Source organism: Sphingomonas sp. R86520 (assembly GCF_042466285.1).
GTDB lineage: Bacteria > Pseudomonadota > Alphaproteobacteria > Sphingomonadales > Sphingomonadaceae > Sphingomonas.
Genome location: NZ_JAXHBZ010000001.1, coordinates 3,513,418 through 3,536,618, shown reverse-complemented (window position 1 = coordinate 3,536,618; position 23,201 = coordinate 3,513,418). Strand labels below are relative to the sequence as shown.

Genomic DNA, 23,201 nt, shown 5'->3' with positions numbered 1-23,201 from the left:
CGCACCCGTCCCAGCACAACGCCAATAAATGTTGCAATTCCCCTCTATTGGGGGGGCATTGGAGTCAATCGTCGAGGATCGTTTCAGCGGCGAAGCGTTCCGCCGCTGCGATGTCCACCTCAATCACCCAAAGATCCGGGTCGCGCGCGCAACGTCGGCGCCAATAGCTGTCAAGGTCTTCGGCGGGGGTCGAGTCGATCAACGCAGTCTTTCCGTCGGGTCCGATTCCCCGTTCGAGCAGGCGGGGCAGGGCGCCTTTGTCGACCGCGATGACGAGGATTGCGCCACCTTGCGCATCACCTTTTGCCATTACTGCACCGAAGCCACCGGCATCGTTGACGCGGCGGAGAAGCGCACTGACGAGTATACCGCTGGGGAGGCGACCGCTCATGCGGGAATGCGGTAGCCGGGCAGGCCGGCAAGCGCGATCCGCGAGCGCATGAACGTGCCGGTGCCGCGTGCCGCCTCTTCGCCGTCCGCGTCGATCAGGCGGGCATCGGCTACGAACACACGCCGCTTGCCACTGATCCACCGCCCTTCGGCGATCACCGGGCCGACTTTCAGTGGTCGGGTAAGCAGCAGGTTGAACGCCGTCGTGAGCAGGAAGCGATCGGTGACGAGGCTGTTGGCGGCATAGAAGGCGGCATCGTCGAGCATCTTGAAATAGCTCGTGCCGTGCGCCGCGCCGCCGGCGTGATAGTAGCGCTCGTCGATCGTGAAGTGGATCCGCGCGATGCCCGCTTCGGGGATCTCCAGCGAGGATTCGAAGAAGCGGTTGATCGGTGCCTGTGCGTAAAGCGATTCCAGCGCGCGATAATGGGCCTCCGCACCGGCGGATGCAGGCTCAGGCTGCATCGCGGATCTCGTCGGCGGTGAACAGCGCGTAGAGCGCGTCGGGTGAGCCGCCGCCGCGCAGTTTCGCGAGAAACGCCTTGTCGCGCAGTCGCCGTGAGACGCGGGCGAGCGCCTTGAGGTGAACCGCGCCGGCATCGGTGGGGGAAAGCAGCATGAAGACAAGATCGACGGGAAGATCGTCGACCGCCTGGAAATCGACCGGGTGCGCCAGCCGCGCGAAAATGCCGGTGACCTGGGCCAGCCCATCGAGCTTGGCATGCGGGATCGCGACGCCGCCGCCAAAGCCCGTCGAGCCAAGTTTCTCGCGGGCGCCCAGGCGGTCGGCGATGATCTTCGGATCGGCACCGACGATCTCTGCCGCGACCGCGGCGAGATGCTGAAAGACGGCTTTCTTGTTGGCGACGACCACGCCGGTTAGGACTGCGTCGGGACGCAGCATATCGCTGAAATCGGTCATGCTGTTCATTGTCTCGAGACGCCCCCGCGCACGTCCGCCTTAGCGAGTTGCACGGGGGCGTAAAGCCGCGCCTTCGGGCGATCGGCCTTATTCAGGCGCCTTATTGCGGTGAGGCGCTCGCTGCGCGTTGTGGCTCGACCCAGCCGATCGTGCCGTCACCGCGGCGATAGACCATGTTGTGCGCGCCGGTGCCCGCATTCATGAACAGCAGCGCGGCGGTGTTGCGCAGATCGAGCATCATCACCGCATCGGATACGCTGGCCTCGGGAATGTCGACGCGCGTTTCGGCGATGATCAGCGGTGCGTCGGCAACATCGTCCTCCTCGATGCTTTCCTGGAACAGCGTGTAGCCGGCATTTGTCCCGAGGCTGTCGTAACCGGTGCTCTCGGCGATCGCGACGGCTTCGCCGGCATGGCGATCCTTGAGGCGACGCATGTAGCGGCGCAGCTGGGTCTCGATCTTGGCGGCGGCGCCATCGAAGGCGGCGCGGGCGTCATAAGCGTCCGAATGCCCCTTGAGCACGAGGCCCTTCATGACATGCGCGACGATATCGCATTTGAATCCGGCGTCGTGTGGCCCCGTACCGAACGTGACCTCCGCTGAAATCGCGCGCGAGAAATACTTATCGGCGATACCCTGGAGTCGGTCTTCCACGTGGCTGTTCAGCGCTTCGCCCGTGTCAACCTGATGACCAGAAATCCGGATATCCATATTCGTCTCCTTAGGTTCGAACGGTCCTGTTGGCTCCGCCCGCCAGCGTCATCCGGACGCCACGGCCCCCCAAATCGGATCCTTGATCCCCTTCATAAACGCAGCATGGGCCGCAAGGTCTCCCTCGCTCACCGCGAAAACACGCGGCGGGCGAACGACCCGAGGCGCCTGTGCGACGATCGGAGTCGAGGCACTGGTTGCGGTATCGCTCAGCAGGCCAAGACCGATCTGGCGACCGCCCATCAACTCGACATAGACCTGCGCGAGCAACTGCGCATCGAGCAGCGCGCCGTGCAGGACGCGGTGGCTGCGATCGATCCCGAACCGCGAACACAGTGCATCGAGTGAATGCTTGGCGCCGGGGTGCCGGCTGCGTGCGATTTGCAGCGTGTCGACCATCCGTTTCATGTGGACGATCTGGCGGCCGCACTTGGTCAGCTCGCCGTTGAGGAACGAGAAGTCGAAGCCGGCATTGTGCGCAATCATTGGCGCATCGCCGACGAATTCGAGCAGATCCTCTACCGCGTCGGCAAACCTGGGCTTGTCAGCCAGGAATGCCTGGCTCAGCCCGTGGACGTTGAACGCCTCGACCGGCATGTCTCGCTCGGGATGGTAATAGGCGTGGAAGGTGCGCCCCGTCTCGACCCTGTTGAGCATCTCGACGCAGCCGATCTCGACCATGCGGTCGCCACCGGAAAAACTGAGGCCGGTGGTTTCGGTATCGAAGACGATCTCACGCATCACGATGGTATCGGCTCACATTCCCGATGACGCAAGCACCTCGCGGACCTGCGCGCGGGTTTCCTCGAAGCTCGTATCGGTGCGGATGACATGATCCGCGCGCGCGCGCTTTTCGGCGTCCGGAATCTGGCGGGCAAGGATCGCGGCGAACTTGTCCGCGGTCATGCCGGGGCGGGCAAGGACGCGGGCGCGCTGGATGTCGGCAGCAGCGGAGACGACGACGATCACGTCGACGTTGCGATCGCCGCCGGTCTCGAACAGCAGGGGGACGTCGAACACGACTCGCTTGCCAGCGTGCTTCGCGAGAAAGATGGCACGTTCTGCGCCAACCGCGGGATGAACGATCGCCTCGAGTCGTTTGATCGCACCGTCGTTGCCGAACACCGCCGCCCCAAGTTTGGCACGGTCGACTGCGCCATTGATCGTCGTGCCAGGGAAGGCGGCTTCGATGTCAGGGACCAGCCGGCCGCTGACGCCTTGCAATTGGTGCACGGTCGCATCGGCATCGAATACCGGTACCGCTTCGTCGGCGAACATTGCAGCGACGGCGGATTTACCCATGCCGATCGATCCGGTGAGGCCGATAATCATTGCGCGAGCAGCGCGCGAAGCTCCTCATCCCGATCGCGCGGTGGTTCCACGTGGAACAATATCTCGAACGCGACGGCGGCCTGGCCGATCAGCATCTCCAAGCCGTCGACGGTTTCGAGGTCCCGCGCGCGCGCGGCCTTGAGCAAACCGGTTTCGAGCGGGGAGTAGACGATGTCGTAAACCAGCGAGTCCGGATCGAGCGCGCCGAGATCGATGTCGAGGGGTGGCTGGCCAGCCATGCCGAGAAGGCTCGCGTTGACGAGCAGTCGCGAGGGCGGCGCGGCGGGACCGACCGGAAGCGCCTGGCCCTTCAGGCCGAACGTCGACAGCAGCGCCGCGCCCTTCAACGGATTGCGGTTTAGAATGGTGATCGGGCCGACACCCATTCGGGACAGTGCGAACAGGATCGCGCGGGCGGCCCCGCCGGCGCCGATCACCGTGACGGGCTGGCCGGCGATGTCGAGGTCGTCGATCGGCGCCCAGAAACCCGCGGCGTCGGTGTTGGTGCCGATGCAGTCGCCCGCCTGATTGCGGAACACAGTGTTGATCGCGCCGATCGTCCCGCGGACGTTGCCGGGATCGGAGACGTGGTCGAGTGCTGCAAGCTTGTGCGGCATCGTAATGTTGCACCCGCGCCAGGATGGGTCGGCCTTGCGCTCGGCGAAATAGGCGGGGAGTTCGTCCGCGGTCACGAGCTTGTGACGGTATTTCGCGTCGATGCCGAGCGCGTCGAGCCAAAAGCCGTGGATCAGCGGGGACTTCGACTGCGCGATCGGATCGCCGATCACTTCTGCATAGGGTCGGGTAGCAAGGGTCATTCGAAGCTCCGTGTGTCCCTGCGAAGGCGGGGATCCAGTCTGGGCACCCGCCTTCGCGGGTGAACATGATTTAGTCGACTGCACGTGGATTGCTATGCACGGCCGCCGCCTCTCATTCCGTCATCCCAGCGAAAGCTGGGATCTCCCGGTTTGGCGAACGTCATATGCCTCGCTGGAGACCTCAGCTTTCGCTGGGGTGACGGTTGCGGGAATGGGTAACGGTTGCGGGGATGGGGTGACGGGTCGGGTGGGGCGGGCGGCGGAAGGGCGGCAACGTCTAAGCCGGCAATTCGCCCCGCACGCGCAGGAAGTCGAGCACGTTCAACAACGGCATGCCCAGCACGGTGAACTGGCTCCCCTCGATCTTGGCGAACAACTGAGCCCCAGGTCCCTCGATGCGGTAACAGCCGACGCAGCCCGAGATCGCGCGCCACTCCGCATCGAGGTAGGTCTCGATGAACGCGTCGGACAGCGGGCGGACATGCATCTTCGCGCGCTCGACGTGGCGCCAGATCGCCTGGCCATTTTCGGCGATGACCGCAGCACTCCACAAGTCGTGGCGTTTGCCCGACATCAGCCGCAGATGCGCTGCTGCGTCGGCACGGTCGATCGGCTTGTCGAGGATGGCGCCATCCTCCAGCGCAACCAGCGAGTCGCTGCCCAGAACGAGATACCCCGGCATCCGCGCCGACACCTTCCGCGCCTTCAGTTCCGCCAGCGCATCGGCAAGGTCGCGCGGCGACAGGTCACGCAAAGCCGCCTTCGCCGCGTCCTCGTCGACGCCGGCAAAGGTCGCTTCGAACGGTACGCCGGCGGCCGTCAGCATCGCCCGACGCGAGGCACTTTGCGAGGCGAGGATGAGGCTCATCCCTCGACCTTCGGGGAGGCGTCTGCCCGACGCTGATTGCACAGAGCGATGATCGCCGCCGCGGTTTCCTCGATCGAGCGGCGCGTGACGTCGATCACCGGCCAGCCATTATCCGCGAACATCCGGCGCGCAAACGCCAACTCGCGCATCACCGCTTCCTCCTCGACATAGGAAGTGTCGGGCTGCTGGTTCAGCGACAGCAGCCGATTACGCCGCACCTGGATCAGCCGGTCGGCACTCGTCGTCAGCCCGACGATCAGCGGGTTCTTGAGGCCGTACAGGATCTTCGGCGGCGGGCTTTCGACCACGATCGGGATGTTCGCGGCCTTATAGCCACGGTTGGCGAGATAGATCGAGGTCGGCGTCTTCGACGACCGCGACACGCCCGCCAGGACGATATCGGCCTCCTCCCATTCCTCCCACGCAATCCCGTCGTCATGCGCGATCGTCCACTGGATCGCATCGACGCGCGCAAAATACGCAGCGTCGAGAACGTGCTGGCGGCCCGGTCGCGCCTTGGCCTGCTGCCCGAGCAAGCCTGAAAGCGCGTCGTTCACAGGGTCCAGCGGCGCGACTGCGGGTAGGCCGAGCGCGAGGCATCTTTGCTCCAGAATGCGCCGCGTCGCCGGGTTCACCAGCGTAAACACGACCAGCCCGGGGTTCTGCGCGATCTCCTGCAGGATGCGTTCGAGATGCGCCTCGGTCCGCACCATCGGCCAGAAATGGCGGACCGTCTCGACGTCGTCATATTGCGCCAGCGCCGCCTTTGCGATGTTCTCCAGCGTCTCGCCGGTCGAGTCCGACAGCAGGTGAAGGTGCAGCCGCATCATCGCTGGTTTATCCCCATCGCGAGGCCCTGTGAGTGTGGATCTGTGGATAACATGGGGAGAAGGGCTAGCGTAACTCGCCCCCTCCGCCAAGCGACGGGTACGCCGTGGATAACGCCCATTCTATCCACATCCCCGCACACAGGGACGGTATTTATCCACAGGCTGTGCGTAACGGGGAGCGTTGAATTGAATCAGCGCGTTTGTGCCGGTGCGCGAGGGTCAAGCTGTTGGCATTTCGGGGATCACCGCATAAGCCCCGGGTTCAACCGCCCAACCACTGCAACAACCTATTTCTAGAATCTTCTTATAGTAGAAGAAGGGTGCTCCGCTGACCGATCCGACCTCCAAGAAGCTCCTCGCTACGCTCCGTGGCGAACGTCAGGCCGTGCCGCCGCTATGGCTCATGCGGCAGGCCGGGCGGTATCTCCCCGAGTATCGTGCATTGCGGGCCGAGAAGGGTGGGTTCCTCGCGCTCGCCACCGATCCGGAAGCCGCTGCCGAAGTGACGCTACAGCCGATCCGCCGGTTCGGGTTCGATGGTTCGATCCTGTTCTCCGACATCCTGATGATCCCGTGGGCGCTCGGGCAGGACCTGAGCTTTGGCGTCGGCGAGGGGCCTCGGCTCGAGCCAGCGCTGGTCGATTACGCGCTCGATCGGTTGCAGGCGGTTCCGGATCGCCTGGAGCCGGTCTACGGCACCGTTGCGAAGGTTGCTGCGGCATTGCCACCCGAGACGACGTTCCTGGGCTTTGCAGGGTCTCCCTGGACGGTTGCGACCTATATGGTGGCGGGGAAGGGGAGTAAGGATCAGTCCGAGACGCGGCGCTTCGCCTATTCCGACCCGGCGGCATTCAGTGCGATCATCGATGCGATCGCGGACAATACCGTCGAGTATCTCGCGCGACAGGTCGAGGCGGGCGTCGACGTGGTGCAGCTGTTCGACAGCTGGTCGGGCTCGCTCTCGCCCGCGCAGTTCGAGCGCTGGGTGATCGCGCCGACCGCGTCGATCGTCGAGCGCCTGCGCGCGCGTTGCCCCGGTGTGCCGATCATCGGCTTTCCGAAGGGCGCCGGGGGTAAGCTTCCGGCTTACGCGCGTGAGACCGGCGTCGATGCGATCGGGCTGGACGAGACGGTCGATCCGGTCTGGGCGCATGCGTCGTTGCCCGCGGACATGCCGGTGCAGGGCAATCTCGACCCACTGGCGTTGATCGCAGGCGGGGCGGATCTCGATGCGGCAATCGACCGGATCCTCGCGGCGTTCGTCGAGCGCCCGCACGTCTTCAACCTCGGCCACGGCATCCTCCCCGACACGCCGATCGCGCATGTCGAGCAGCTGATCGCCCGCGTAAGGAGCACGACATGAGCGGTTTTCTGGGCGCTGCGTACGACTGGGTAAAGGCGGCGCATCTGATCTTCGTGATCTTCTGGATGGCGGGGCTGTTCATGCTCCCGCGCTACCTCGTCTATCATCAGGAGGCGCTGGCGGCCGGCAACACGGGCGAGGCGGCGAACTGGGTCGAGCGCGAGAGCAAGATTCGCCACATCATCCTGACGCCGGCGATGATCGTCGTCTGGGTGCTGGGGATCGCGCTGGCGCTGAACCTGGGTCTGGCGGACGGCGCGCCGGGGCTCGGGTGGCTGCACCTGAAGCTGCTGCTGGTGCTGCTGTTGTCGGGGTATCACGGCTGGGCGGTCGGCTATGCGAAGAAGCTTGCGGCGGGGAAGCCGACGCTGACGGGGAAGCAGTTGCGGATGCTGAACGAGGTGCCGGCGCTCGCGGTGACGCTGATCGTCGTGCTGGTGATCGTTAAGCCGTTCTGAACGCGTGTTCTCCTGCGTACGCAGGAGCCCAGGATCACGAATGCCACCGCTTGTAACCCTGGGCTCCTGCGTTCGCAGAAGAACGGTAAGAGCGGGGCACCCGTCCCCGCTTGACTAACCCGCCCCCCAATTCTAACTCCTTCTCCCAACACGGCCTCCTGGCGTCCTGCCCGGTCGTGCCCTGCCAGACTCGTCTCGCCCAGTTCCGCTTCCCAAGCGCACCGCCGACCGAGCGTTCTCCCGTTGATTGCTATCCGGAAATCCCCATGCATCTCAAAGACCTGAAGAAGAAGAAACCCGCCGAGCTGGTCCAGCTGGCCGAGGAACTGGGGGTCGAGAGCGCCTCGACGCTGCGCAAGCAGGACCTGCTGTTCGCGATCCTGAAGGTTCAGGCCGACAATGGCGACCAGATCATGGGCCTTGGCACGATCGAAGTGCTACCCGACGGCTTCGGTTTCCTGCGCTCGCCAGAATCGAACTACCTCGCCGGCCCGGATGACATCTACATCTCGCCTAACCAGGTGCGGAAGTTCGGCCTGCGTACCGGTGATACGGTCGAGGGCGAGATCCGCGGGCCGAAGGATGGCGAGCGCTATTTCTCGCTGGTGAAGCTCACGGCCGTCAATTTCGATGACCCGGACGTCGTCCGTCACCGCGTCAACTTCGACAATCTCACGCCGCTCTATCCCGAGAGCAAGCTGACGCTCGATCCCGCCGACCCGACCGTCAAGGACAAGTCGGCGCGGGTGATCGACATCGTCTCGCCGCAGGGCAAGGGCCAGCGCACGCTGATCGTCGCACCGCCGCGCGTCGGCAAGACGGTGATGTTGCAGAACATGGCCAAGGCGATCACCGACAACCACCCCGAGGTGTTCCTGATCGTCCTGCTGATCGACGAGCGCCCCGAAGAAGTCACCGACATGCAGCGTAGCGTGAAGGGCGAGGTGGTCAGCTCGACCTTCGACGAACCCGCGCAGCGCCACGTGCAAGTCGCCGAGATGGTGATCGAAAAGGCTAAGCGCCTGGTCGAGCACAAGAAGGATGTCGTAATCCTGCTCGACTCGATCACGCGTCTGGGGCGTGCCTACAACACCGTCGTGCCGTCGTCGGGCAAGGTCCTGACCGGCGGTGTCGACGCGAACGCGCTGCAGCGTCCGAAGCGCTTCTTCGGTGCTGCACGCAACATCGAGGAGGGCGGTTCGCTTTCGATCATCGCGACCGCGCTGATCGATACGGGCAGCCGCATGGATGAGGTGATCTTCGAGGAGTTCAAGGGCACCGGCAACTCGGAAATCGTGCTCGACCGCAAGGTCGCGGACAAGCGCATCTTCCCGGCGCTCGACGTCGGCAAGTCGGGTACCCGCAAGGAAGAGCTGCTGGTCGACAAGGCCAAGCTCAGCAAGATGTGGGTCCTGCGTCGCATCCTGATGCAGATGGGCACGATCGACGCGATGGAGTTCCTGCTCGACAAGATGAAGGATTCGAAGACCAACGAGAATTTCTTCGATAGTATGAATCAATAACCGAGTGCGGCCTGCTGCAAGCTGCAGCAGGACTCGCACCGGTTCGGCCGGCGGGGCAAAGCCTCGACCGACGACATGGGCTTCGCCCATGTCCGCCCAGAGCACCGACGCAAAAGGCGGCACGCGAGAGCAATGGCTTTCGCGTGCCGCTTCGCTATTAATCACCCTCAAATCCGTCACCGGGAGCTGACATCTTGACTATCATCGCCATGCTGGCCGCCGCCGCATCGAGCACCGCGGGCCCCGGCTCGCCGCTCGAGATCTGGCAGCATATCGTCGCCGACTTCTCCAATCTCGGCGACCCCAAGGCACTCGCCGCGTTCGGATCGGTCCTGATGATCGACCTCGTCCTTGCCGGCGACAACGCGATCGTCGTCGGTGCACTCGCCGCGGGGTTGCCCGCCGACCAGCGCAAGAAGGTCATCCTGATAGGCATCGGCGCGGCGCTCGTCCTGCGCATCTTCTTCGCGCTGATCGTGACGTGGCTGATGGGCATTGTCGGCCTGATTTTCGCGGGCGGCCTGTTGCTGCTCTGGGTAAGCTGGAAGTTCTACCGCGAAATCCGCGAGGGCGCGGAGAACGCCGGCTCGGAGGAAATCCACGGCGACGAACGCTCGGGCATCAAGTCGTCCAAGGGCTTTGCGAGCGCTGCGTGGGCCGTCGCTGTCGCCGACGTGTCGATGAGCCTCGACAACGTCCTGGCGGTCGCCGGTGCCGCGCGTGAGCATCCCGGGATCCTTGTTATCGGGCTGCTGCTGTCGGTCGCGATGATGGGCCTTGCCGCGAACTACATCGCGCGCGTCATCAACCGCTATCGCTGGATCGCCTATATTGGCCTCGCGGTGATCCTCGTGGTCGCGGTGAAGATGATCTACGAGGGCTGGGTCGGCACCGGCGACACGCTGGGGATCATCACGCTGCTGCGTTGATCGCGGTCTGGTTGGATAAACGAAAGGCCTCGCCGGGATCGTCCGGCGAGGCCTTTTTCATGTCTTCGTCCATGCCCCCGCGATGCCGGGCCTGTTCCGGCAACCACCGTCCCGCACGCTCGCTAGTCGGGACTACGCGGAACCGTGGCCGCCGGAACAAGTTCGGGGTGACGGAAGATTGGTCAGCCCAGATTCTGAATGAAGAACTTCGCCGTCCGCTCGTCCGCCAGCTTGGCCGAAGCATCCGAACGCCGCTCGCCGAACTCGGTCGCGAACCCGTGGTCCTCGCCTGCGTAGTCGTAGATCGTCACCTTGGGATGATCGTCCAGCCCGGCATGCATCGCCGCCTGTGCCGCCTTGTCGACGAAGTGGTCCTCGACCGGCACATGCAGCAGTACCGGGTGCGCGATCGCATGCTTCTCGCCGAGCAATCCGTCGATCCCGACGCCGTAATAGCCGACGCTCGCGTCGACGTCGGTGCGTGCGGCGGTCATGAACGCGAGCCGTCCACCAAGGCAGTAGCCGACCACGCCGACCTTGCCGCCTTCGCCAAGTTCCGCCCGCGCCGCGCGGATCGTCGCCTCGATATCGGCGATGCCCTTATCTTGATCGAACGCGTTCATGTACCCGAACGCCTGCTGGAGCTGCGGCTCGATATCCGGATCGAGCTCGATGCCGCGCTCCAGCCGCCAGAACAGGTCGGGTGCAATCGCCAGATAGCCAGCCTCGGCGAGCGTATCGCACTTGCGACGGATGCCGGCGTTCACCCCGAAGATTTCCTGGATAACGACGATTGCGGCTTTCGGCGTGCCCGCCGGCAAGGCGCGATAGGCATGGAAATCGCTATCGCCAGCAAGCGTCGAGATGGTCGTCGTATTCGTCATAACAATCCTCCTTGCGGCCGCTCATGGTCGAGCAGCCTGGATTTGGTGATCGGGCCGTTGCCTGCAGAATACGCGCCAAGCGCCCCGCCAGCGCCAAGAATTCGGTGACAGGGGACAACGATCGGAAACGGGTTGCGCGCACACGCCTGGCCGATCGCGCGCGGGCTCGACCGGATCGCCCTGGCCAGCGCGCCGTAGCTCGCGGTCGCACCGTAGGCGACGTCGATGATGCCCTGACGGAGGATGGCGCCACGTTCGGTAGGCGAGGGGGCCAGGGGCAGGTCGAACGCGGTGAGTCGCCCGGCGAAATACGCCTCGAGTTGCCGAAGCGCCTCCCGCACCGCCGCAGCGTCGCTCGGTACCACGTCACCCGCCGCGAGGATCTCGATCGCGTCGATCCGGTCCGCGGTGCCGGTCACGCAGACCAGCCCGATTGGCGTTGCGATCGAGGCTGCATCGCGCGCATACATCGACGCGCTATGCAGCGCCCCGATGGGCGGCTCAAGCCTGATCTGGGATGCGGCGTATGAAGATGAATATCGAGATCGAATGCACCCCGGAAGAGGCGCGTCGTGCGGTCGGTCTGCCGGACCTGACGCCGATCCACGATCGCTACATTGCGATGATGATGGACACCATGACCGGGCTTGGCCCCGACGGCCAGATGAAGCCCGAAATGCTCGAGACGATGATGCGCGGCTGGCAGCCGATGGGCGAGGCGGGGATGGCGATGTGGAAGCGTCTGTTCGACGGTGCGACCAAAAGCGGCTGAGTTTCACGTGAACACGATCTTTGCGGTTTCGAGTGGGCGGCCACCCGCGGCGATTGCCGTCGTCCGGGTGAGTGGACCGCGGGCGTTCGCCGCAGCCGAAGCACTGGCGGGCCCGTTGCCCGTTCCTCGTCATGCCAGTCTGCGCGGTCTGCGCGCTGCCGATGGTGCGCTGTTGGATCGCGCCCTGGTGATCGTCTTCCCGGGACCGACGACCGCAACCGGTGAGGACCTCGTCGAGTTTCATTGCCATGGCGGTCGCGCCGTTATCGCCGCTGTCGAGCGCGCGCTGTCGGTGGTCCCCGGGCTACGTCCGGCCGCACCAGGCGAGTTCACGCGTCGCGCCCTGACCAACGGCCGCATCGACCTGACCGAGGCTGAGGGACTTGCCGATCTGCTCGAAGCGGAGACCGAGGGCCAGCGGGTCGCGGCGATGACCGCGGCCGAGGGTCGCGTAAGCCAGGCGGTCCGCGGCTGGATGGACGCGGTCGCGATGCTGTCGGCGCGGATCGAGGCGATGCTCGACTTCGCCGACGAGGACGACGTCGCGAGCGACGCCGCAGCGTTCGATGCGATCGTCGCGGCGATCGACACGCTCGCCCAGGAAATTGCAGCCGTGGTCGATGCACCACCGGTCGAGCGGCTCAAGGACGGCCTGCGTGTGGTCATCGGCGGACCGCCGAACAGCGGCAAGTCGACCCTTTTGAACCTGCTCGGTGAGCGCGACGCGGCGATCGTCTCGCCAATCTCGGGCACCACGCGCGACCGGATCGATGTGCCGGTGATGCGCGACGGCGTTGCCTATGTACTGACCGACACCGCAGGCCTGATCGATACGCTCGATCCGATCGAGGCGATCGGGGTAACTCGCGCCGAAGGGGCCTTGGCCGCAGCCGACATCGTCCTGTGGCTCGCCGATACCACCCCGCCACGCGCCGACGCGATCTGGATTCATGCTCGGGCCGACCTGCCGGGGAGGGAGGATCTACCGGCAGGCCGGACGTTGGCAGTCGCGCAAGACGATCGCGGTTCGCTCGACCGGCTCTGGTCCGAACTGCACGTCCGCGCGGCCGCGATGCTTCCGCGTACCGACGGGATCGCCCTTAAACAGCATCAGCGTCGGCAATGTGCTCAAGCGGTCGAAGCGCTGCGCCATCGAAGCACCGACGCTCTCATCATCGCCGAGCATCTTCGCCAAGCGCGCGCAACGCTGGCGGGAGTTCTCGGCCTCGACGCGACCGGGGAGATGCTCGATGCGCTATTCGGGCGGTTCTGCATCGGGAAATGATGTTCCACGTGGAACATCTTTGACGCGCACACCACGTCGCTCTAGGGCAATGTCATGTTCGATGTAGTGGTGGTTGGCGGTGGCCATGCCGGAACCGAAGCCGCAGCCGCGGCGGCGCGCAGGGGCGCGCGTACTGCACTCGTGTCGTTCGACGCGCGGCACATTGGCGCGATGTCGTGCAATCCTGCGATCGGCGGGCTCGGCAAAGGGCACATGGTGCGCGAGGTCGACGCCTTCGACGGCCTGATCGGACGCGCGGCCGATGCCGCTGCAATCCATTACCGCATGCTCAATCGCAGCAAGGGATCGGCCGTCCAGGGACCTCGCATCCAGGCGGACCGCAAGCTCTATTCGGGTGCGATCCAAGCGATGCTCCGCGGCACCGCGAAGCTCTCGATCGTGGAAGGCGAGGCGACCGCGCTTCATTTCGACGGCGGTCGCATGGCCGGTGTCCTACTCGCGGATGGCTCGATCGTCGCAGCGCGTGCGGTCGTGCTGGCAACGGGCACGTTCCTCGGCGGGCGTATCTTCCGCGGCGATGACCGGGAAGAAGGAGGCCGGATCGGCGAGCGCGCGGCCAAGCCATTGGCCGATCAACTTCGTGCTCGCGACCTCCCCATGGCGCGCTTGAAGACAGGAACACCGCCTCGCCTTGATGGCCGGACGATCGACTGGGGGGCGCTTGCCGAGCAACCTTCTGACCTCGATCCCTGGACGATGTCGCCGATGACTCAGGGTCGTCCATTGCCGCAGATCGCCTGCGCCATCACACGGACGACCGACCGCACGCACGCCATCATCCGCGAGGCATTCCACCGATCGCCGCTGTTCACCGGCGCGATTGAGGCGGCAGGCCCGCGCTATTGTCCGTCGATCGAGGACAAGGTCCATCGGTTCGGAGACCGCGATGGCCATCAGGTCTTCCTCGAACCCGAAGGGCTCGACGATACGACCGTCTATCCGAACGGCCTGTCGACCTCGCTGCCGGTCGAGGTCCAGGCCGAGCTGCTTGCCAGCATTCCTGGGCTCGAGCGCGTGACGATGACGATGCCCGGCTATGCGGTCGAATACGACTATATCGATCCGCGGGCGCTCGATACGCGACTGGCACTCGGCGCGATCGACGGGGTGTTCTGCGCGGGGCAGATCAATGGCACGACCGGGTATGAAGAGGCGGCAGGGCAGGGGCTGGTAGCCGGACTCAATGCCGCGGCGCATGCGTGCGATCTCGCGCCCGTCATCCTGGATCGCGCGTCGAGCTATCTCGGGGTGATGATCGACGATCTTACCTTGCAGGGCGTGACCGAGCCTTACCGGATGTTGACGGCACGCGCGGAATTCCGGCTGTCCCTCCGTGCGGACAATGCCGAGACGAGGCTTGGCGCGATCGCTGAAGCCGCTGGGTGCCTGGGGGCGCAACGGCTGGCGCATCAGCATGCGCTGGCCGAAGACCGTGCCCGCTTTCGGACTGCTCTTGACTGCGAACGGACCGCGACCGAAGTCGCCGATCAGGGCGTCGCGATTGGGCGCGACGGCGCACGCCGGACGGCCTTCGACTGGCTGCGGTTCGAAGGGGTAACACTCGGCCACGTCGCGCCGGATGCGGCGTCAGGCGTTCCGTCGGTCGTCGTAGACGAAGTTCTGGAGGACGCGCGCTACGCCCCGTATATCGAACGACAGGCGCAGGAGGTCGCGCGCCTGCGGGCCGACGAGGCGATCCGGTTGCCGGAGGACCTTGCCTATGATCGCGTGCCCGGGCTGTCGAACGAGATGATCGACCGCCTTAGTGCGGCTCGCCCGACCTCTTTGGCGGCCGCAGCGCGGGTGCGCGGGATCACGCCGGCCGCATTGTCGGCGGTATTATTGCATACGAAACGAGTGCCAGCATGACGGAAGACGACGCCCAGGGTTGGACGACCGAAAGGTTCGGCGTGGAGGCTACCGAGCGGTTGGCGGCATTCGTGGCGATGGTCGTCGAGGAAGCGCCACATCAGAACTTGATCGCGCCGTCGACGATCCCGACGATTTGGGACCGGCACGTTGTGGACTCGCTCCAGTTGGTGGCGCTCGCAGGCGCGGACACCTCGGCGAAACGCTGGCTCGATATCGGCACCGGCGGCGGCTTCCCCGGGATGGTCGTCGCGCTCGTCCGTGAGGGTCCGGTGGATCTGGTCGAGCCACGTCGTCGTCGTGCCGACTTTCTCCAGCTCTGTGTCGCGCGCCTTGGTCTTGGCGACCAAGTTCGCGTCCACGCCTCCAAGGTGGAAAATGCGGCCGCGGATGCATCGATCATTTCCGCCCGCGCGGTCGCATCTTTGCAAAACCTTTTGCGTGGCGCGGCACACTGCGCCACAACGGAGACGCGGTGGTTACTTCCTCGGGGGCGTTTCGACGAAGAAGAGCTGGCCGCGCTCAAGCAGCATTGGCGGTTTATGTTCCACGTGGAACAAAGCGTCACGAACCCGGAGTCGTCGATCGTGGTTCTGGATCGGGTAAGCGCGCGATGATCACCATCGCGGTCGCCAATCAGAAGGGTGGGGTGGGCAAGACCACCAGCGCCATCAACCTCGCGACCGCGCTCGCGGCGACGGGAATGCATGTCCTGCTGGTCGATCTCGATCCGCAGGGCAACGCATCGACCGGGCTCGGGATCGGTCATTCGCAGCGCGAGCGGTCCAGCTATGACGTGCTGGTCGGCGACACGTCGATCGCCGATGCGGTCGTGCATACGCGCGTGCCGCGATTGGATATCGTACCGGCAACGGTCGACCTGTCGGGCGCGGAGATCGAGCTGGTCGACTTCGATGCGCGCACGCACCGGCTCGATCGCGCGATGAAGGTCGCACAGGGCCCCTGGGATATCGCGCTGATCGATTGCCCGCCGTCGCTCGGCCTGCTGACGATCAACGCGATGGTCGCGGCGGATTCGTTACTCGTCCCGTTGCAGTGCGAGTTCTTCGCGCTGGAGGGGTTGTCGCAGTTGCTGAGTACGGTCGAGCGGATCCGCCAACGGTTCAATCCTGGCTTGTCGATCCTTGGTGTTGCGCTGACGATGTTCGATCGGCGTAACCGGCTCACCGACCAGGTCTCGGCCGATGTCCGTGCAGTGTTGGGAAAAGTAGTGTTCGAAACGGTGATCCCGCGCAACGTGCGCTTGTCGGAGGCGCCAAGTCACGGGCTCCCGGCGCTGATCTACGATTATCGGTGCTCGGGGTCGCAGGCGTATATCGCGCTGGCCCGTGAGTTGATCGGGCGGCTTCCCGCGTCTGCGCAGGCTGCGGCATGAGCGACGGCAATAAACGTGGTCGGCCCGGGTTGGGCAGGGGGCTCAACGCGCTGCTGGGCGAGATGGCACGCGAGACGCCGGTGTCGGCCGATGGTGCAGCGCAGCAATCGTCTGGCGTACGGATGCTACCGGTCAGTTCTCTGTCGCCGCATCCCGATCAGCCGCGTCGGCATTTCGACGAGGCGATGCTCGACGAGCTGGCTGCGTCGATCGCCTCGCGCGGATTGATCCAGCCGATCGTCGTGCGGCCGCATGGGCATGATTATCAGATCGTCGCGGGCGAGCGGCGCTGGCGGGCAGCGCAGCGTGCGCGGCTGCACGAGGTGCCGGTCGTCGTTCGCGACTTCGACGACGCCGAGACGCTCGAGATCGCGCTGATCGAAAACATTCAGCGCGAGGATCTGAACGCGATCGAAGAAGCGCAGGCCTATCAGCGGCTGGCGGGCGAGTACGGCCACACACAGGAAGTGCTCGCCAAGATCGTCCACAAGTCACGCAGTCACGTCGCGAACTTGCTGCGGTTGCTGGAGCTGCCGGCGCAGGTGCAGTCCCAGGTGGTCGATGGATCGCTGTCGATGGGGCATGCGCGGGCGCTGCTGGGGTCGCCCGATGTGGAGTCGCTGGCGGACCAGGTCGTGTCGAGGGGGCTGTCGGTGCGCGAAACCGAGAAGCTGGCGCGAGATGCAAAGCCTGGGCGGAGCCGTGGCGGCGGCGGGTCGTCAGAGCCTCGCGTGCCGGATGCGGATATCGCGGCGTTGGAGCGGCAGTTGGCGGACTTGTTGGGGTTGCAGGTGCGGGTTGCGCATACCGAGACCGGGGGGACGTTGACGTTGAATTACTCGACACTCGACCAACTCGATATGGTTTGCCAGCGATTGACGGGTGGGGCGATCTAGGTCGGGAGTTCGCCTGCACAACCCCTCCCGTTCGTGCTGAGCGAAGTCGAAGCATCTGTGTGCTGGACCATCCTTCGACTTCGCTCAGGACGAACGGGTAATAGGTGAGGGTAGAAGGAGAGGGAGGACCAATACTCTCCGTCATCCCGGCGGAAGCCGGGACCCACGGTTGCGGTCCGCTTCGTTAGTGATCGCACCCTATCCATGGGTCCCGGCGTGCGCCGGGATAACGGAAGGGGGGTGTTGAGAGGCAGGAAGCAGAGGCAGACGCTAAGGCGGTTGCGGATGCGCGCTAGTTTCGCCGGGCGATCGCCTGGGAAAGCGCGACTACGGCCGCCTCCGCGACTACCCCGCCGGCATTCCCCGATGCCATGATCGCTCGCTCTGCCGTCCGTACACGCTGGATCGCGGTGGCGAGCATCGTCGGGGTCCAGCGGCGTAGCGATCTGGCCGTGCTAGCCTCTTCCTTGAAGAAGACTCGGTGGCGTTTCATGACGGCATCGACCGAATCGCCCCGGTCGATCTCGCCGCGCATGTCGGCCAGCGCTATCAGGCGGCGGACGAGTTGGCGGAGCCACGGGATCGGCGACGTCCCCGCCTCTTCGAGCACGGCGAGTTCGGCCCCGAGATCGTCGACCCTGCCTTCAATGACGGCGTCGATCGCGCGGCCCATTTCCGCATCACCGAGGTCTGCGCCGACCGCATCGAGCGCATGGTGATCGAGGTCTGCAGGGCGATCGGGCGCGGCGTCCAGGTACAGCGCGAGCTTCTCGATTTCGCGTGAAATGACGGCGCGGTCGCCGCCGGTCGTATCGACGAGGCGTCGCGCGACGCCCGGGGCGGGGCGGAGGCCGTTCTCCCCCGCGATCGTCGTGGCGAGGCGTTCGGCGTCCTGCGCGGTCGGGGCGTAGCAGGCGAACGCCATCGCGCGGGGGGAGTCGATTGCGAGCTTGACGATCTTGGCGGTCGATTTGACGGTCGGGGCGATCGCGACGACCGGGTTGCCGACGCGCTCTGCCGCCAACAGGTTGGTGAACGCCTCAAGGCTTTCCTCGCCCGCCGAGGCAACGCGGACGAACCGTGCACCGGCGAATAGCGACAACGACGCGGCCTCATCGGTTAGCCGGCCGGGGTCGCCCTTGAGCGCCGAGCCGTCGAGGTCGACGCGTTCGGCGTCCGCACCCATCGCCTTCGCGAGCACGCGGGCAAGGTCGCTTGCGCCGGCCTCGTCGGGGCCATGGAGCAGGTACAGGCGGATGTCGCCGCCCGGCTTGGCCAGCGCACCGCGGATCTGGCCGGCACTGGCCTTCATTTGGCGGGCGTGGGGGCCTGCGGCGCTGCGACCGCAGGCGTATTGCGCGCGTATAGTGCAATGCGAGCGACGATCTGGTCGGCAACGATGCCAGACAGGCGTTCGAGCGCGGTGTTCTCGGCGGCGATCGTCGCATATTCGGAACGAACGACGTCGATCCCGGCATCGGAACCCGCGGTCGCGTCGAGCAGCACCGAATTGTCGCCGATCCGCACGAGCTGATAGCGTGCGCGCAGAGTCCGGCGTTCGCGCGAGACGCTGTCGTCGGTGCGGACGCCGAGGCCACTGATTGCGTCGTCCAGGCGGATGTCGATCCGGTACACCGCGGGCGCACCGTTCGACGGCAGGCGATCGCGCAGCGCGGTGGCCATCAACCAGCCGTTCTTGCCCGCGATCGGTGCCACTTCGACCTGGCCGAGCGCACCCGCGACCGGACCACTGCTACCGCCCGCATAGAGCGGGTGCAGGCCACAGCCCGACAGTGCGGGAGCCAGCGCGAGCGCACCGAGGATCGCGAGGTGCTTCATGCGACGATGTTCACGAGACGGTCCGGCACGACGATCACTTTCCGGGGCGGCTTGCCCTCAAGCAGGCGGACGATCTTTTCGGAGGCGAGCGCGGCGGCTTCGACCTCGTCCTTCGGTGCTCCTTTCGGGAAGACGAGGGTGTCGCGTAGCTTGCCGTTAACCTGCACCGCGATCGTGACCTCGTCGTCGACCAGCATCGCCGGATCGACGATCGGCCAGGCGGCGTCGGCGATCAGGCCGTCATTGCCCGCGGTCGCCCAGGCTTCCTCGGCGACGTGCGGGACCATCGGGCTGACGAGCAGCAGCAGCGTACGGACCGCCTGTTCGCGGTCGGCGGACGGCGCTGCCTTCTCGATCGCGCTGCACAGCGAGTAGAGTCGCGCGACCGCCTTGTTGAACTGCAAGGCGTTGATATCGCTCTCAATACCGACGGTCGTGCGGTGGCAGAGTTTGCGTAAGCCGATGTCTTCGCCCTCAGCCTTTGCCGCATCGTCGGACTCGATCAGGCGCCAAAGACGCTGGACGAACCGCCAAGCGCCTTCGATACCGGATTCGCTCCAGGGGAGGTCGCGCTCGGGTGGCGAGTCGGAGAGCACGAACCAGCGCACCGCGTCGGCGCCATACTGGTCGACGATCGGCTCGGGATCGACCGTGTTCTTCTTCGACTTCGACATCTTCTCGACGCGACCGACGTTGACGGCCTCGCCGGTCGCGACTTCGATCCCGCCACGGACATCGTCGGGTGACAGCCAGCGACCGTCGGAGGACTTATACGTCTCATGCGTGACCATGCCCTGCGTGAACAGCCCGGCAAACGGCTCGGCGATGTCGAGCATGCCGATATGCTTCAGCGCGCGCGTCCAGAACCGTGCGTAGAGCAGATGGAGGATCGCGTGCTCGACGCCGCCGATATACTGGTTGACCGGCAGCCACTTCTCCGCGCCCGTCCGGTCGAACGGCTTCGCGTCCGGCTGGCTGGCGAAGCGGATGAAATACCACGACGAATCGACGAACGTGTCGAGCGTATCGGTCTCACGCCGCGCATCCGCACCGCAGGACGGGCAGGGGACGTTCTTCCAAGTCGGGTGACGGTCGAGCGGATTGCCGGGGACCGCGAACGAGACGTCCTCGGGCAGAATGATCGGCAGCTGGTCCTTGGGCACCGGCACCGCGCCGCACGCGTCGCAGTGGATGATCGGGATCGGCGTGCCCCAATAGCGCTGGCGGCTGACGCCCCAGTCGCGAAGGCGGAACACGGTGGTGCCCTTGCCCCAGCCTTCGCCCTCGGCGCGCTCGATCACGACGCGCTTGGCGTCCTCGATATCCATGCCGTCGAGGAAGTGCGAGTTCACGATGGTGCCGGCGCCGGTCCAGGCGGTGTCGCCGATGAACACGGGGGCCTCATCATCGCCTTCGCTGACGACGCGTTTGACGGGCAGGTCGTATTTGCGCGCGAAATCCAGATCGCGCTGGTCGTGCGCGGGGACACCGAACACCGCGCCGGTGCCGTATTCCATCAGCACGAAGTTCGCGATGTAGACCGGGAGTTCCCACGTCTTATCAAGCGGATGCGTCGCGCGGATGCCGGTGTCGAAGCCCAGCTTCTCCTGCGTGTCGAGTTCCGCTGCGGTGGTGCCGCCACGCTTGCACAGTTCTATGAAGGCCGCAGCGTCGGGGTTTGTCTCGGCGATGGCGCGCGCGATCGGATGATCCGCGGCGACGGCGACGAAGCTGGAACCGAACATCGTGTCCGGGCGGGTCGTAAAGACCTCGACCGAGCCGATGCCGGTCGCATTGCCCAACAGCGCAAACTTGAACTGCAGGCCCTGGCTGCGGCCGATCCAGTTTTCCTGCATCAGCTTGACCTTGTCGGGCCAATGTTCGAGCGCGCCGAGGCCGTCGACGAGTTCATCGGCAAAATCGGTGATCTTCAGGAACCACTGCGACAGTTTCCGACGCTCGACCAGCGCGCCGGAGCGCCAGCCGCGACCGTCGATCACCTGCTCGTTGGCGAGCACGGTCATGTCGACCGGGTCCCAGTTCACCGCCGATTCCTTGCGGTACACGAGCCCAGCCGCGAACAGGTCGAGGAACAGCGCCTGCTCATGCCCGTAATACTCAGGCTCGCAGGTCGCCAGTTCGCGCGTCCAGTCGAGCGCGAAACCGAGACGTTTCAGCTGCGCCTTCATCGTCGCGATGTTGGCGCGCGTCCAGTTGCCCGGGTGCACGCCCTTTTCCATCGCCGCGTTCTCCGCGGGCATGCCGAACGCGTCCCAGCCCATCGGATGGAGCACTTCCATGCCCTTCATCCGACGGAACCGCGCGAGCACGTCGCCCATCGTGTAGTTCCGGACGTGCCCCATATGGATGCGCCCCGACGGATAGGGGAACATCTCGAGCACGTACGAGCGCGGCTTGGTCGACAGGTCGTCCGCGGCGAACGTCTTGCGCTCGTCCCAGATTTTCTGCCACGCCGCGTCCGCCTTCAACGCATTGAAACGCGACGCCATTCTACGATCCTCAGCCGGCGATCGAGGCGCGGCGCAGGTCGCGGGCCTTGGTCAGGATGATGTCTTCCAGCTTCTGCGTGGTCGCGGCCTGGACCGGCGACGAGACCCACTGGCCATTCTGGTTCACTTCGCGCAGCGCGGCGACGCGCAGCGCATCGGCGCGCAGATCCTGGTCGAGGATCGAGACAGTCACCTTCATGCGCTCGGTCGGCGTCTGCGGGTTCACATACCAGTCGGTGACGATCACGCCGCCATTGGAATCGGTCTGGAGCAGCGGCATGAAGCTAAGCGTGTCGAGGCTCGCGCGCCACAGATAGCTGTTCACGCCGATGGTGGTGATCTTCGACGCGGCGAGATCCGCCTTGGGACGAGCGGAACCGCCGCCGCATGCGACGAGAGGCAGGGCAAACAGCACGACTGCGATACGCGAGCGGCGGAACATGGGCATCATCCTGGCAAGAAAATCAGTCCTTGCTCTACAGGCGAGCCTGCGTGCCCGCAAGCTGACGCCGGCATGCCAAAGCGGGGCGGGCGAGACTGCATGGGAACCGCGGGAATGCCACCGATCAACACCGCTCCGGCCCCGAATCTGTGTGCTGATTGCAACACTGTCTCATAATCGGTGGAGAATGCCGCTCTTCGGTGTTTGCAGTGGATCAATTCATGATAGGCGATGTTTCACGAGGGATCCGATTACGGGATTCGAGGAATAGATTCGTTGTGATGACGCGTGGGGGAATTTTCGGGGTGGTTGCCGGGGCGCTTGTCGCTACCGCCGCAATCGTCGCGCCCGCATTCGGCGCCAGCGAGCAGCCTGCCCGGATCGCCAAGCACAACGTCGCCGCCGTCCGCGGTATCGGATCGTTCACCCCCGCAGCCGCGGATCCCCGCCTTGCCGCGATGTTCGCGCGTGGCGGCTTCGACGCCGGCAGCTTCCGCTTCACGCCCGCCGAAACCCGGCAGGACAACCGCGCGGTGACCGTCGCGGTTCGCGCGCAGACCAACCGCGGCGTTGCCAACGCAGCCAGCCTCGCATCGACGACGCCAGCCGTCGGTATCGCACCGATCGCCTACAACCTCGGCATGTCGGTCGGCTGGAAGCGCTTTGCGATCTCTGGCGACGTCAACAAGCTCGATCTCGGCGTCATGCCGGGCGGCCGCGAAGCCGCCGACCTGGCCGTCAGCTACAGCGCCAAGCGGTTCAGCGGCACGGTGAAGGCTGCGGCGGATCGTCCGCTGGCCAACGCACCGCGCCTGGTCGAGGACGCGCCGAGCTATTCGGTCGATCTGGGCGGCTCCTACGCCCTGACGCGCAGCCTCGCGGTGACCGCCGGCGTGCGCTATCGTTCGGACCGCGAGCGCTTCGTGAAGGTCGACGACGACCGCCGCGACAGCCAAGCCGTCTATCTGGGCACCGCCTTCCGCTTCTAGGCGTCCTGCAAAGTCGTACTTTGCAGGAATTCCTGACCTGATCGCCGCGGAAGCAGGCGATCTTATATCTCGTCCTCATCCATCGCCGCCTTTGGCGTCTCCTCTCCCAATGGAGGGAGGGAAAGGGCCCGCGGCGGCTTGGTCGTGGGAAGG

General features: G+C 65.3%; 26 protein-coding genes. 11 read left to right on the top strand and 15 right to left on the bottom strand.

Going from position 1 to position 23,201, the window contains the following annotated elements; genetic code table 11:
- Positions 1-64: 64 nt before the first annotated feature.
- The 9 genes from SJY41_RS16225 to SJY41_RS16185 form a co-directional block, all read right to left on the bottom strand.
- A complete protein-coding gene (locus SJY41_RS16225) occupies positions 65-391 on the bottom strand; it encodes a DUF1491 family protein (protein WP_380783248.1) in 327 nt (108 codons plus the stop codon).
- Positions 388-855: a PaaI family thioesterase gene (locus SJY41_RS16220; protein ID WP_380783247.1), complete on the bottom strand. Its 468-nt coding sequence runs from the start codon at positions 853-855 to the stop codon at positions 388-390. The genes SJY41_RS16225 and SJY41_RS16220 overlap by 4 nt, the downstream gene beginning before the upstream one ends.
- Positions 845-1,312 carry a PTS sugar transporter subunit IIA gene (locus SJY41_RS16215; RefSeq protein ID WP_380783246.1) on the bottom strand — a complete coding sequence of 156 codons (468 nt, stop codon included), beginning with the start codon at positions 1,310-1,312 and terminating at the stop codon, positions 845-847. Before SJY41_RS16215 ends, SJY41_RS16220 begins: the two co-directional genes overlap by 11 nt.
- Before the next feature lie 100 nt (positions 1,313-1,412).
- Positions 1,413-2,024, bottom strand: a complete 612-nt coding sequence (gene hpf, locus SJY41_RS16210) for a ribosome hibernation-promoting factor, HPF/YfiA family (protein ID WP_380783245.1) — start codon at positions 2,022-2,024, stop codon at positions 1,413-1,415.
- 48 nt (positions 2,025-2,072) lie between these two features.
- Complete coding sequence (gene dnaQ, locus SJY41_RS16205) at positions 2,073-2,765, bottom strand: DNA polymerase III subunit epsilon (RefSeq protein WP_380783244.1); 693 nt, start codon at positions 2,763-2,765, stop codon at positions 2,073-2,075.
- A 15-nt stretch (positions 2,766-2,780) separates the two neighbouring features.
- Entirely contained in the window at positions 2,781-3,356 is a 576-nt protein-coding gene (gene coaE / locus SJY41_RS16200; protein ID WP_380783243.1) for a dephospho-CoA kinase, read from the bottom strand.
- Positions 3,353-4,174, bottom strand: coding sequence for a shikimate dehydrogenase family protein (locus tag SJY41_RS16195; RefSeq protein WP_380783241.1), 822 nt, complete (start codon positions 4,172-4,174; stop codon positions 3,353-3,355). The genes coaE and SJY41_RS16195 overlap by 4 nt, the downstream gene beginning before the upstream one ends.
- A gap of 277 nt (positions 4,175-4,451) precedes the next feature.
- Positions 4,452-5,042 (bottom strand): Maf family protein, encoded by a 591-nt coding sequence (locus SJY41_RS16190; RefSeq protein WP_380783240.1) that lies wholly within the window; start codon positions 5,040-5,042, stop codon positions 4,452-4,454.
- Complete coding sequence (locus SJY41_RS16185) at positions 5,039-5,872, bottom strand: pyruvate, water dikinase regulatory protein (protein ID WP_380783239.1); 834 nt, start codon at positions 5,870-5,872, stop codon at positions 5,039-5,041. The genes SJY41_RS16190 and SJY41_RS16185 overlap by 4 nt, the downstream gene beginning before the upstream one ends.
- A 328-nt stretch (positions 5,873-6,200) precedes the next feature.
- Between SJY41_RS16185 and hemE the strand changes: the two genes are divergently transcribed.
- The 4 genes from hemE (at position 6,201) to SJY41_RS16165 (ending at position 10,145) form a co-directional block, all read left to right on the top strand.
- Positions 6,201-7,235, top strand: coding sequence for a uroporphyrinogen decarboxylase (gene hemE / locus SJY41_RS16180; RefSeq protein ID WP_380784169.1), 1,035 nt, complete (start codon positions 6,201-6,203; stop codon positions 7,233-7,235).
- On the top strand, positions 7,232-7,693 hold the full coding sequence (locus SJY41_RS16175; RefSeq protein WP_380783238.1) for a CopD family protein: 462 nt from the start codon (positions 7,232-7,234) through the stop codon (positions 7,691-7,693). The genes hemE and SJY41_RS16175 overlap by 4 nt, the downstream gene beginning before the upstream one ends.
- A 266-nt stretch (positions 7,694-7,959) precedes the next feature.
- Positions 7,960-9,216, top strand: coding sequence for a transcription termination factor Rho (gene rho / locus SJY41_RS16170; RefSeq protein WP_031395107.1), 1,257 nt, complete (start codon positions 7,960-7,962; stop codon positions 9,214-9,216).
- Between the two features lie 209 nt (positions 9,217-9,425).
- Positions 9,426-10,145 (top strand): TerC family protein, encoded by a 720-nt coding sequence (locus tag SJY41_RS16165; protein WP_380784168.1) that lies wholly within the window; start codon positions 9,426-9,428, stop codon positions 10,143-10,145.
- Between the two features lie 182 nt (positions 10,146-10,327).
- Here SJY41_RS16165 and SJY41_RS16160 read toward each other — a convergent pair whose 3' ends face one another.
- Positions 10,328-11,029: a dienelactone hydrolase family protein gene (locus tag SJY41_RS16160; RefSeq protein WP_380783236.1), complete on the bottom strand. Its 702-nt coding sequence runs from the start codon at positions 11,027-11,029 to the stop codon at positions 10,328-10,330.
- Positions 11,026-11,499, bottom strand: a complete 474-nt coding sequence (locus SJY41_RS16155) for a methylated-DNA--[protein]-cysteine S-methyltransferase (protein WP_380783235.1) — start codon at positions 11,497-11,499, stop codon at positions 11,026-11,028. The genes SJY41_RS16160 and SJY41_RS16155 overlap by 4 nt, the downstream gene beginning before the upstream one ends.
- Positions 11,500-11,555: 56 nt before the next feature.
- On the opposite strand from SJY41_RS16155, the gene SJY41_RS16150 reads away from it, so the two are divergent.
- Genes SJY41_RS16150 through SJY41_RS16125 form a run of 6 tightly spaced genes read left to right on the top strand, consistent with a single transcriptional unit; the run spans position 11,556 to position 17,268 of the window.
- On the top strand, positions 11,556-11,801 hold the full coding sequence (locus tag SJY41_RS16150) for a DUF6489 family protein (protein WP_380783234.1): 246 nt from the start codon (positions 11,556-11,558) through the stop codon (positions 11,799-11,801).
- 7 nt (positions 11,802-11,808) lie between these two features.
- Positions 11,809-13,086 carry a tRNA uridine-5-carboxymethylaminomethyl(34) synthesis GTPase MnmE gene (gene mnmE / locus SJY41_RS16145; protein ID WP_380783233.1) on the top strand — a complete coding sequence of 426 codons (1,278 nt, stop codon included), beginning with the start codon at positions 11,809-11,811 and terminating at the stop codon, positions 13,084-13,086.
- 54 nt (positions 13,087-13,140) lie between these two features.
- A complete protein-coding gene (gene mnmG, locus SJY41_RS16140; RefSeq protein ID WP_380783232.1) occupies positions 13,141-14,976 on the top strand; it encodes a tRNA uridine-5-carboxymethylaminomethyl(34) synthesis enzyme MnmG in 1,836 nt (611 codons plus the stop codon).
- Entirely contained in the window at positions 14,973-15,593 is a 621-nt protein-coding gene (gene rsmG / locus SJY41_RS16135) for a 16S rRNA (guanine(527)-N(7))-methyltransferase RsmG (protein ID WP_380783231.1), read from the top strand. The genes mnmG and rsmG overlap by 4 nt, the downstream gene beginning before the upstream one ends.
- Entirely contained in the window at positions 15,590-16,372 is a 783-nt protein-coding gene (locus SJY41_RS16130) for a ParA family protein (RefSeq protein WP_380783230.1), read from the top strand. Before rsmG ends, SJY41_RS16130 begins: the two co-directional genes overlap by 4 nt.
- Positions 16,369-17,268 carry a ParB/RepB/Spo0J family partition protein gene (locus tag SJY41_RS16125; RefSeq protein WP_380783229.1) on the top strand — a complete coding sequence of 300 codons (900 nt, stop codon included), beginning with the start codon at positions 16,369-16,371 and terminating at the stop codon, positions 17,266-17,268. The genes SJY41_RS16130 and SJY41_RS16125 overlap by 4 nt, the downstream gene beginning before the upstream one ends.
- A gap of 292 nt (positions 17,269-17,560) precedes the next feature.
- Here the strand turns inward: SJY41_RS16125 and holA are convergent, their stop codons facing one another.
- From holA to SJY41_RS16105, 4 genes are read right to left on the bottom strand one after another with little or no spacing between them, the layout of a single operon-like run.
- A complete protein-coding gene (gene holA / locus SJY41_RS16120) occupies positions 17,561-18,580 on the bottom strand; it encodes a DNA polymerase III subunit delta (RefSeq protein WP_380783228.1) in 1,020 nt (339 codons plus the stop codon).
- Positions 18,577-19,107, bottom strand: coding sequence for an LPS assembly lipoprotein LptE (gene lptE, locus SJY41_RS16115; protein ID WP_380783227.1), 531 nt, complete (start codon positions 19,105-19,107; stop codon positions 18,577-18,579). Before lptE ends, holA begins: the two co-directional genes overlap by 4 nt.
- The gene (gene leuS / locus SJY41_RS16110; protein WP_380783226.1) at positions 19,104-21,617 is read right to left on the bottom strand and encodes a leucine--tRNA ligase; all 2,514 of its coding nucleotides are present in this window, start codon (positions 21,615-21,617) and stop codon (positions 19,104-19,106) included. Before leuS ends, lptE begins: the two co-directional genes overlap by 4 nt.
- Before the next feature lie 10 nt (positions 21,618-21,627).
- Positions 21,628-22,059, bottom strand: a complete 432-nt coding sequence (locus SJY41_RS16105) for a DUF3576 domain-containing protein (protein ID WP_380783225.1) — start codon at positions 22,057-22,059, stop codon at positions 21,628-21,630.
- 281 nt (positions 22,060-22,340) lie between these two features.
- Between SJY41_RS16105 and SJY41_RS16100 the strand changes: the two genes are divergently transcribed.
- Positions 22,341-23,048, top strand: coding sequence for a hypothetical protein (locus tag SJY41_RS16100; RefSeq protein WP_380783224.1), 708 nt, complete (start codon positions 22,341-22,343; stop codon positions 23,046-23,048).
- Positions 23,049-23,201: the final 153 nt, after the last annotated feature.

Coding starts and splice junctions, on each gene's coding strand:
- SJY41_RS16225 (WP_380783248.1), bottom strand. CDS start 391: ATGAGCGGTCGCCTCCCCAGCGGTATACTCGTCAGTGCGCTTCTCCGC.
- SJY41_RS16220 (WP_380783247.1), bottom strand. CDS start 855: ATGCAGCCTGAGCCTGCATCCGCCGGTGCGGAGGCCCATTATCGCGCG.
- SJY41_RS16215 (WP_380783246.1), bottom strand. CDS start 1,312: ATGACCGATTTCAGCGATATGCTGCGTCCCGACGCAGTCCTAACCGGC.
- hpf (WP_380783245.1), bottom strand. CDS start 2,024: ATGGATATCCGGATTTCTGGTCATCAGGTTGACACGGGCGAAGCGCTG.
- dnaQ (WP_380783244.1), bottom strand. CDS start 2,765: ATGCGTGAGATCGTCTTCGATACCGAAACCACCGGCCTCAGTTTTTCC.
- coaE (WP_380783243.1), bottom strand. CDS start 3,356: ATGATTATCGGCCTCACCGGATCGATCGGCATGGGTAAATCCGCCGTC.
- SJY41_RS16195 (WP_380783241.1), bottom strand. CDS start 4,174: ATGACCCTTGCTACCCGACCCTATGCAGAAGTGATCGGCGATCCGATC.
- SJY41_RS16190 (WP_380783240.1), bottom strand. CDS start 5,042: ATGAGCCTCATCCTCGCCTCGCAAAGTGCCTCGCGTCGGGCGATGCTG.
- SJY41_RS16185 (WP_380783239.1), bottom strand. CDS start 5,872: ATGATGCGGCTGCACCTTCACCTGCTGTCGGACTCGACCGGCGAGACG.
- SJY41_RS16175 (WP_380783238.1), top strand. CDS start 7,232: ATGAGCGGTTTTCTGGGCGCTGCGTACGACTGGGTAAAGGCGGCGCAT.
- rho (WP_031395107.1), top strand. CDS start 7,960: ATGCATCTCAAAGACCTGAAGAAGAAGAAACCCGCCGAGCTGGTCCAG.
- SJY41_RS16165 (WP_380784168.1), top strand. CDS start 9,426: ATGCTGGCCGCCGCCGCATCGAGCACCGCGGGCCCCGGCTCGCCGCTC.
- SJY41_RS16160 (WP_380783236.1), bottom strand. CDS start 11,029: ATGACGAATACGACGACCATCTCGACGCTTGCTGGCGATAGCGATTTC.
- SJY41_RS16155 (WP_380783235.1), bottom strand. CDS start 11,499: ATGTATGCGCGCGATGCAGCCTCGATCGCAACGCCAATCGGGCTGGTC.
- SJY41_RS16150 (WP_380783234.1), top strand. CDS start 11,556: ATGAAGATGAATATCGAGATCGAATGCACCCCGGAAGAGGCGCGTCGT.
- mnmG (WP_380783232.1), top strand. CDS start 13,141: ATGTTCGATGTAGTGGTGGTTGGCGGTGGCCATGCCGGAACCGAAGCC.
- rsmG (WP_380783231.1), top strand. CDS start 14,973: ATGACGGAAGACGACGCCCAGGGTTGGACGACCGAAAGGTTCGGCGTG.
- SJY41_RS16130 (WP_380783230.1), top strand. CDS start 15,590: ATGATCACCATCGCGGTCGCCAATCAGAAGGGTGGGGTGGGCAAGACC.
- SJY41_RS16125 (WP_380783229.1), top strand. CDS start 16,369: ATGAGCGACGGCAATAAACGTGGTCGGCCCGGGTTGGGCAGGGGGCTC.
- holA (WP_380783228.1), bottom strand. CDS start 18,580: ATGAAGGCCAGTGCCGGCCAGATCCGCGGTGCGCTGGCCAAGCCGGGC.
- lptE (WP_380783227.1), bottom strand. CDS start 19,107: ATGAAGCACCTCGCGATCCTCGGTGCGCTCGCGCTGGCTCCCGCACTG.
- leuS (WP_380783226.1), bottom strand. CDS start 21,617: ATGGCGTCGCGTTTCAATGCGTTGAAGGCGGACGCGGCGTGGCAGAAA.
- SJY41_RS16105 (WP_380783225.1), bottom strand. CDS start 22,059: ATGTTCCGCCGCTCGCGTATCGCAGTCGTGCTGTTTGCCCTGCCTCTC.
- SJY41_RS16100 (WP_380783224.1), top strand. CDS start 22,341: ATGACGCGTGGGGGAATTTTCGGGGTGGTTGCCGGGGCGCTTGTCGCT.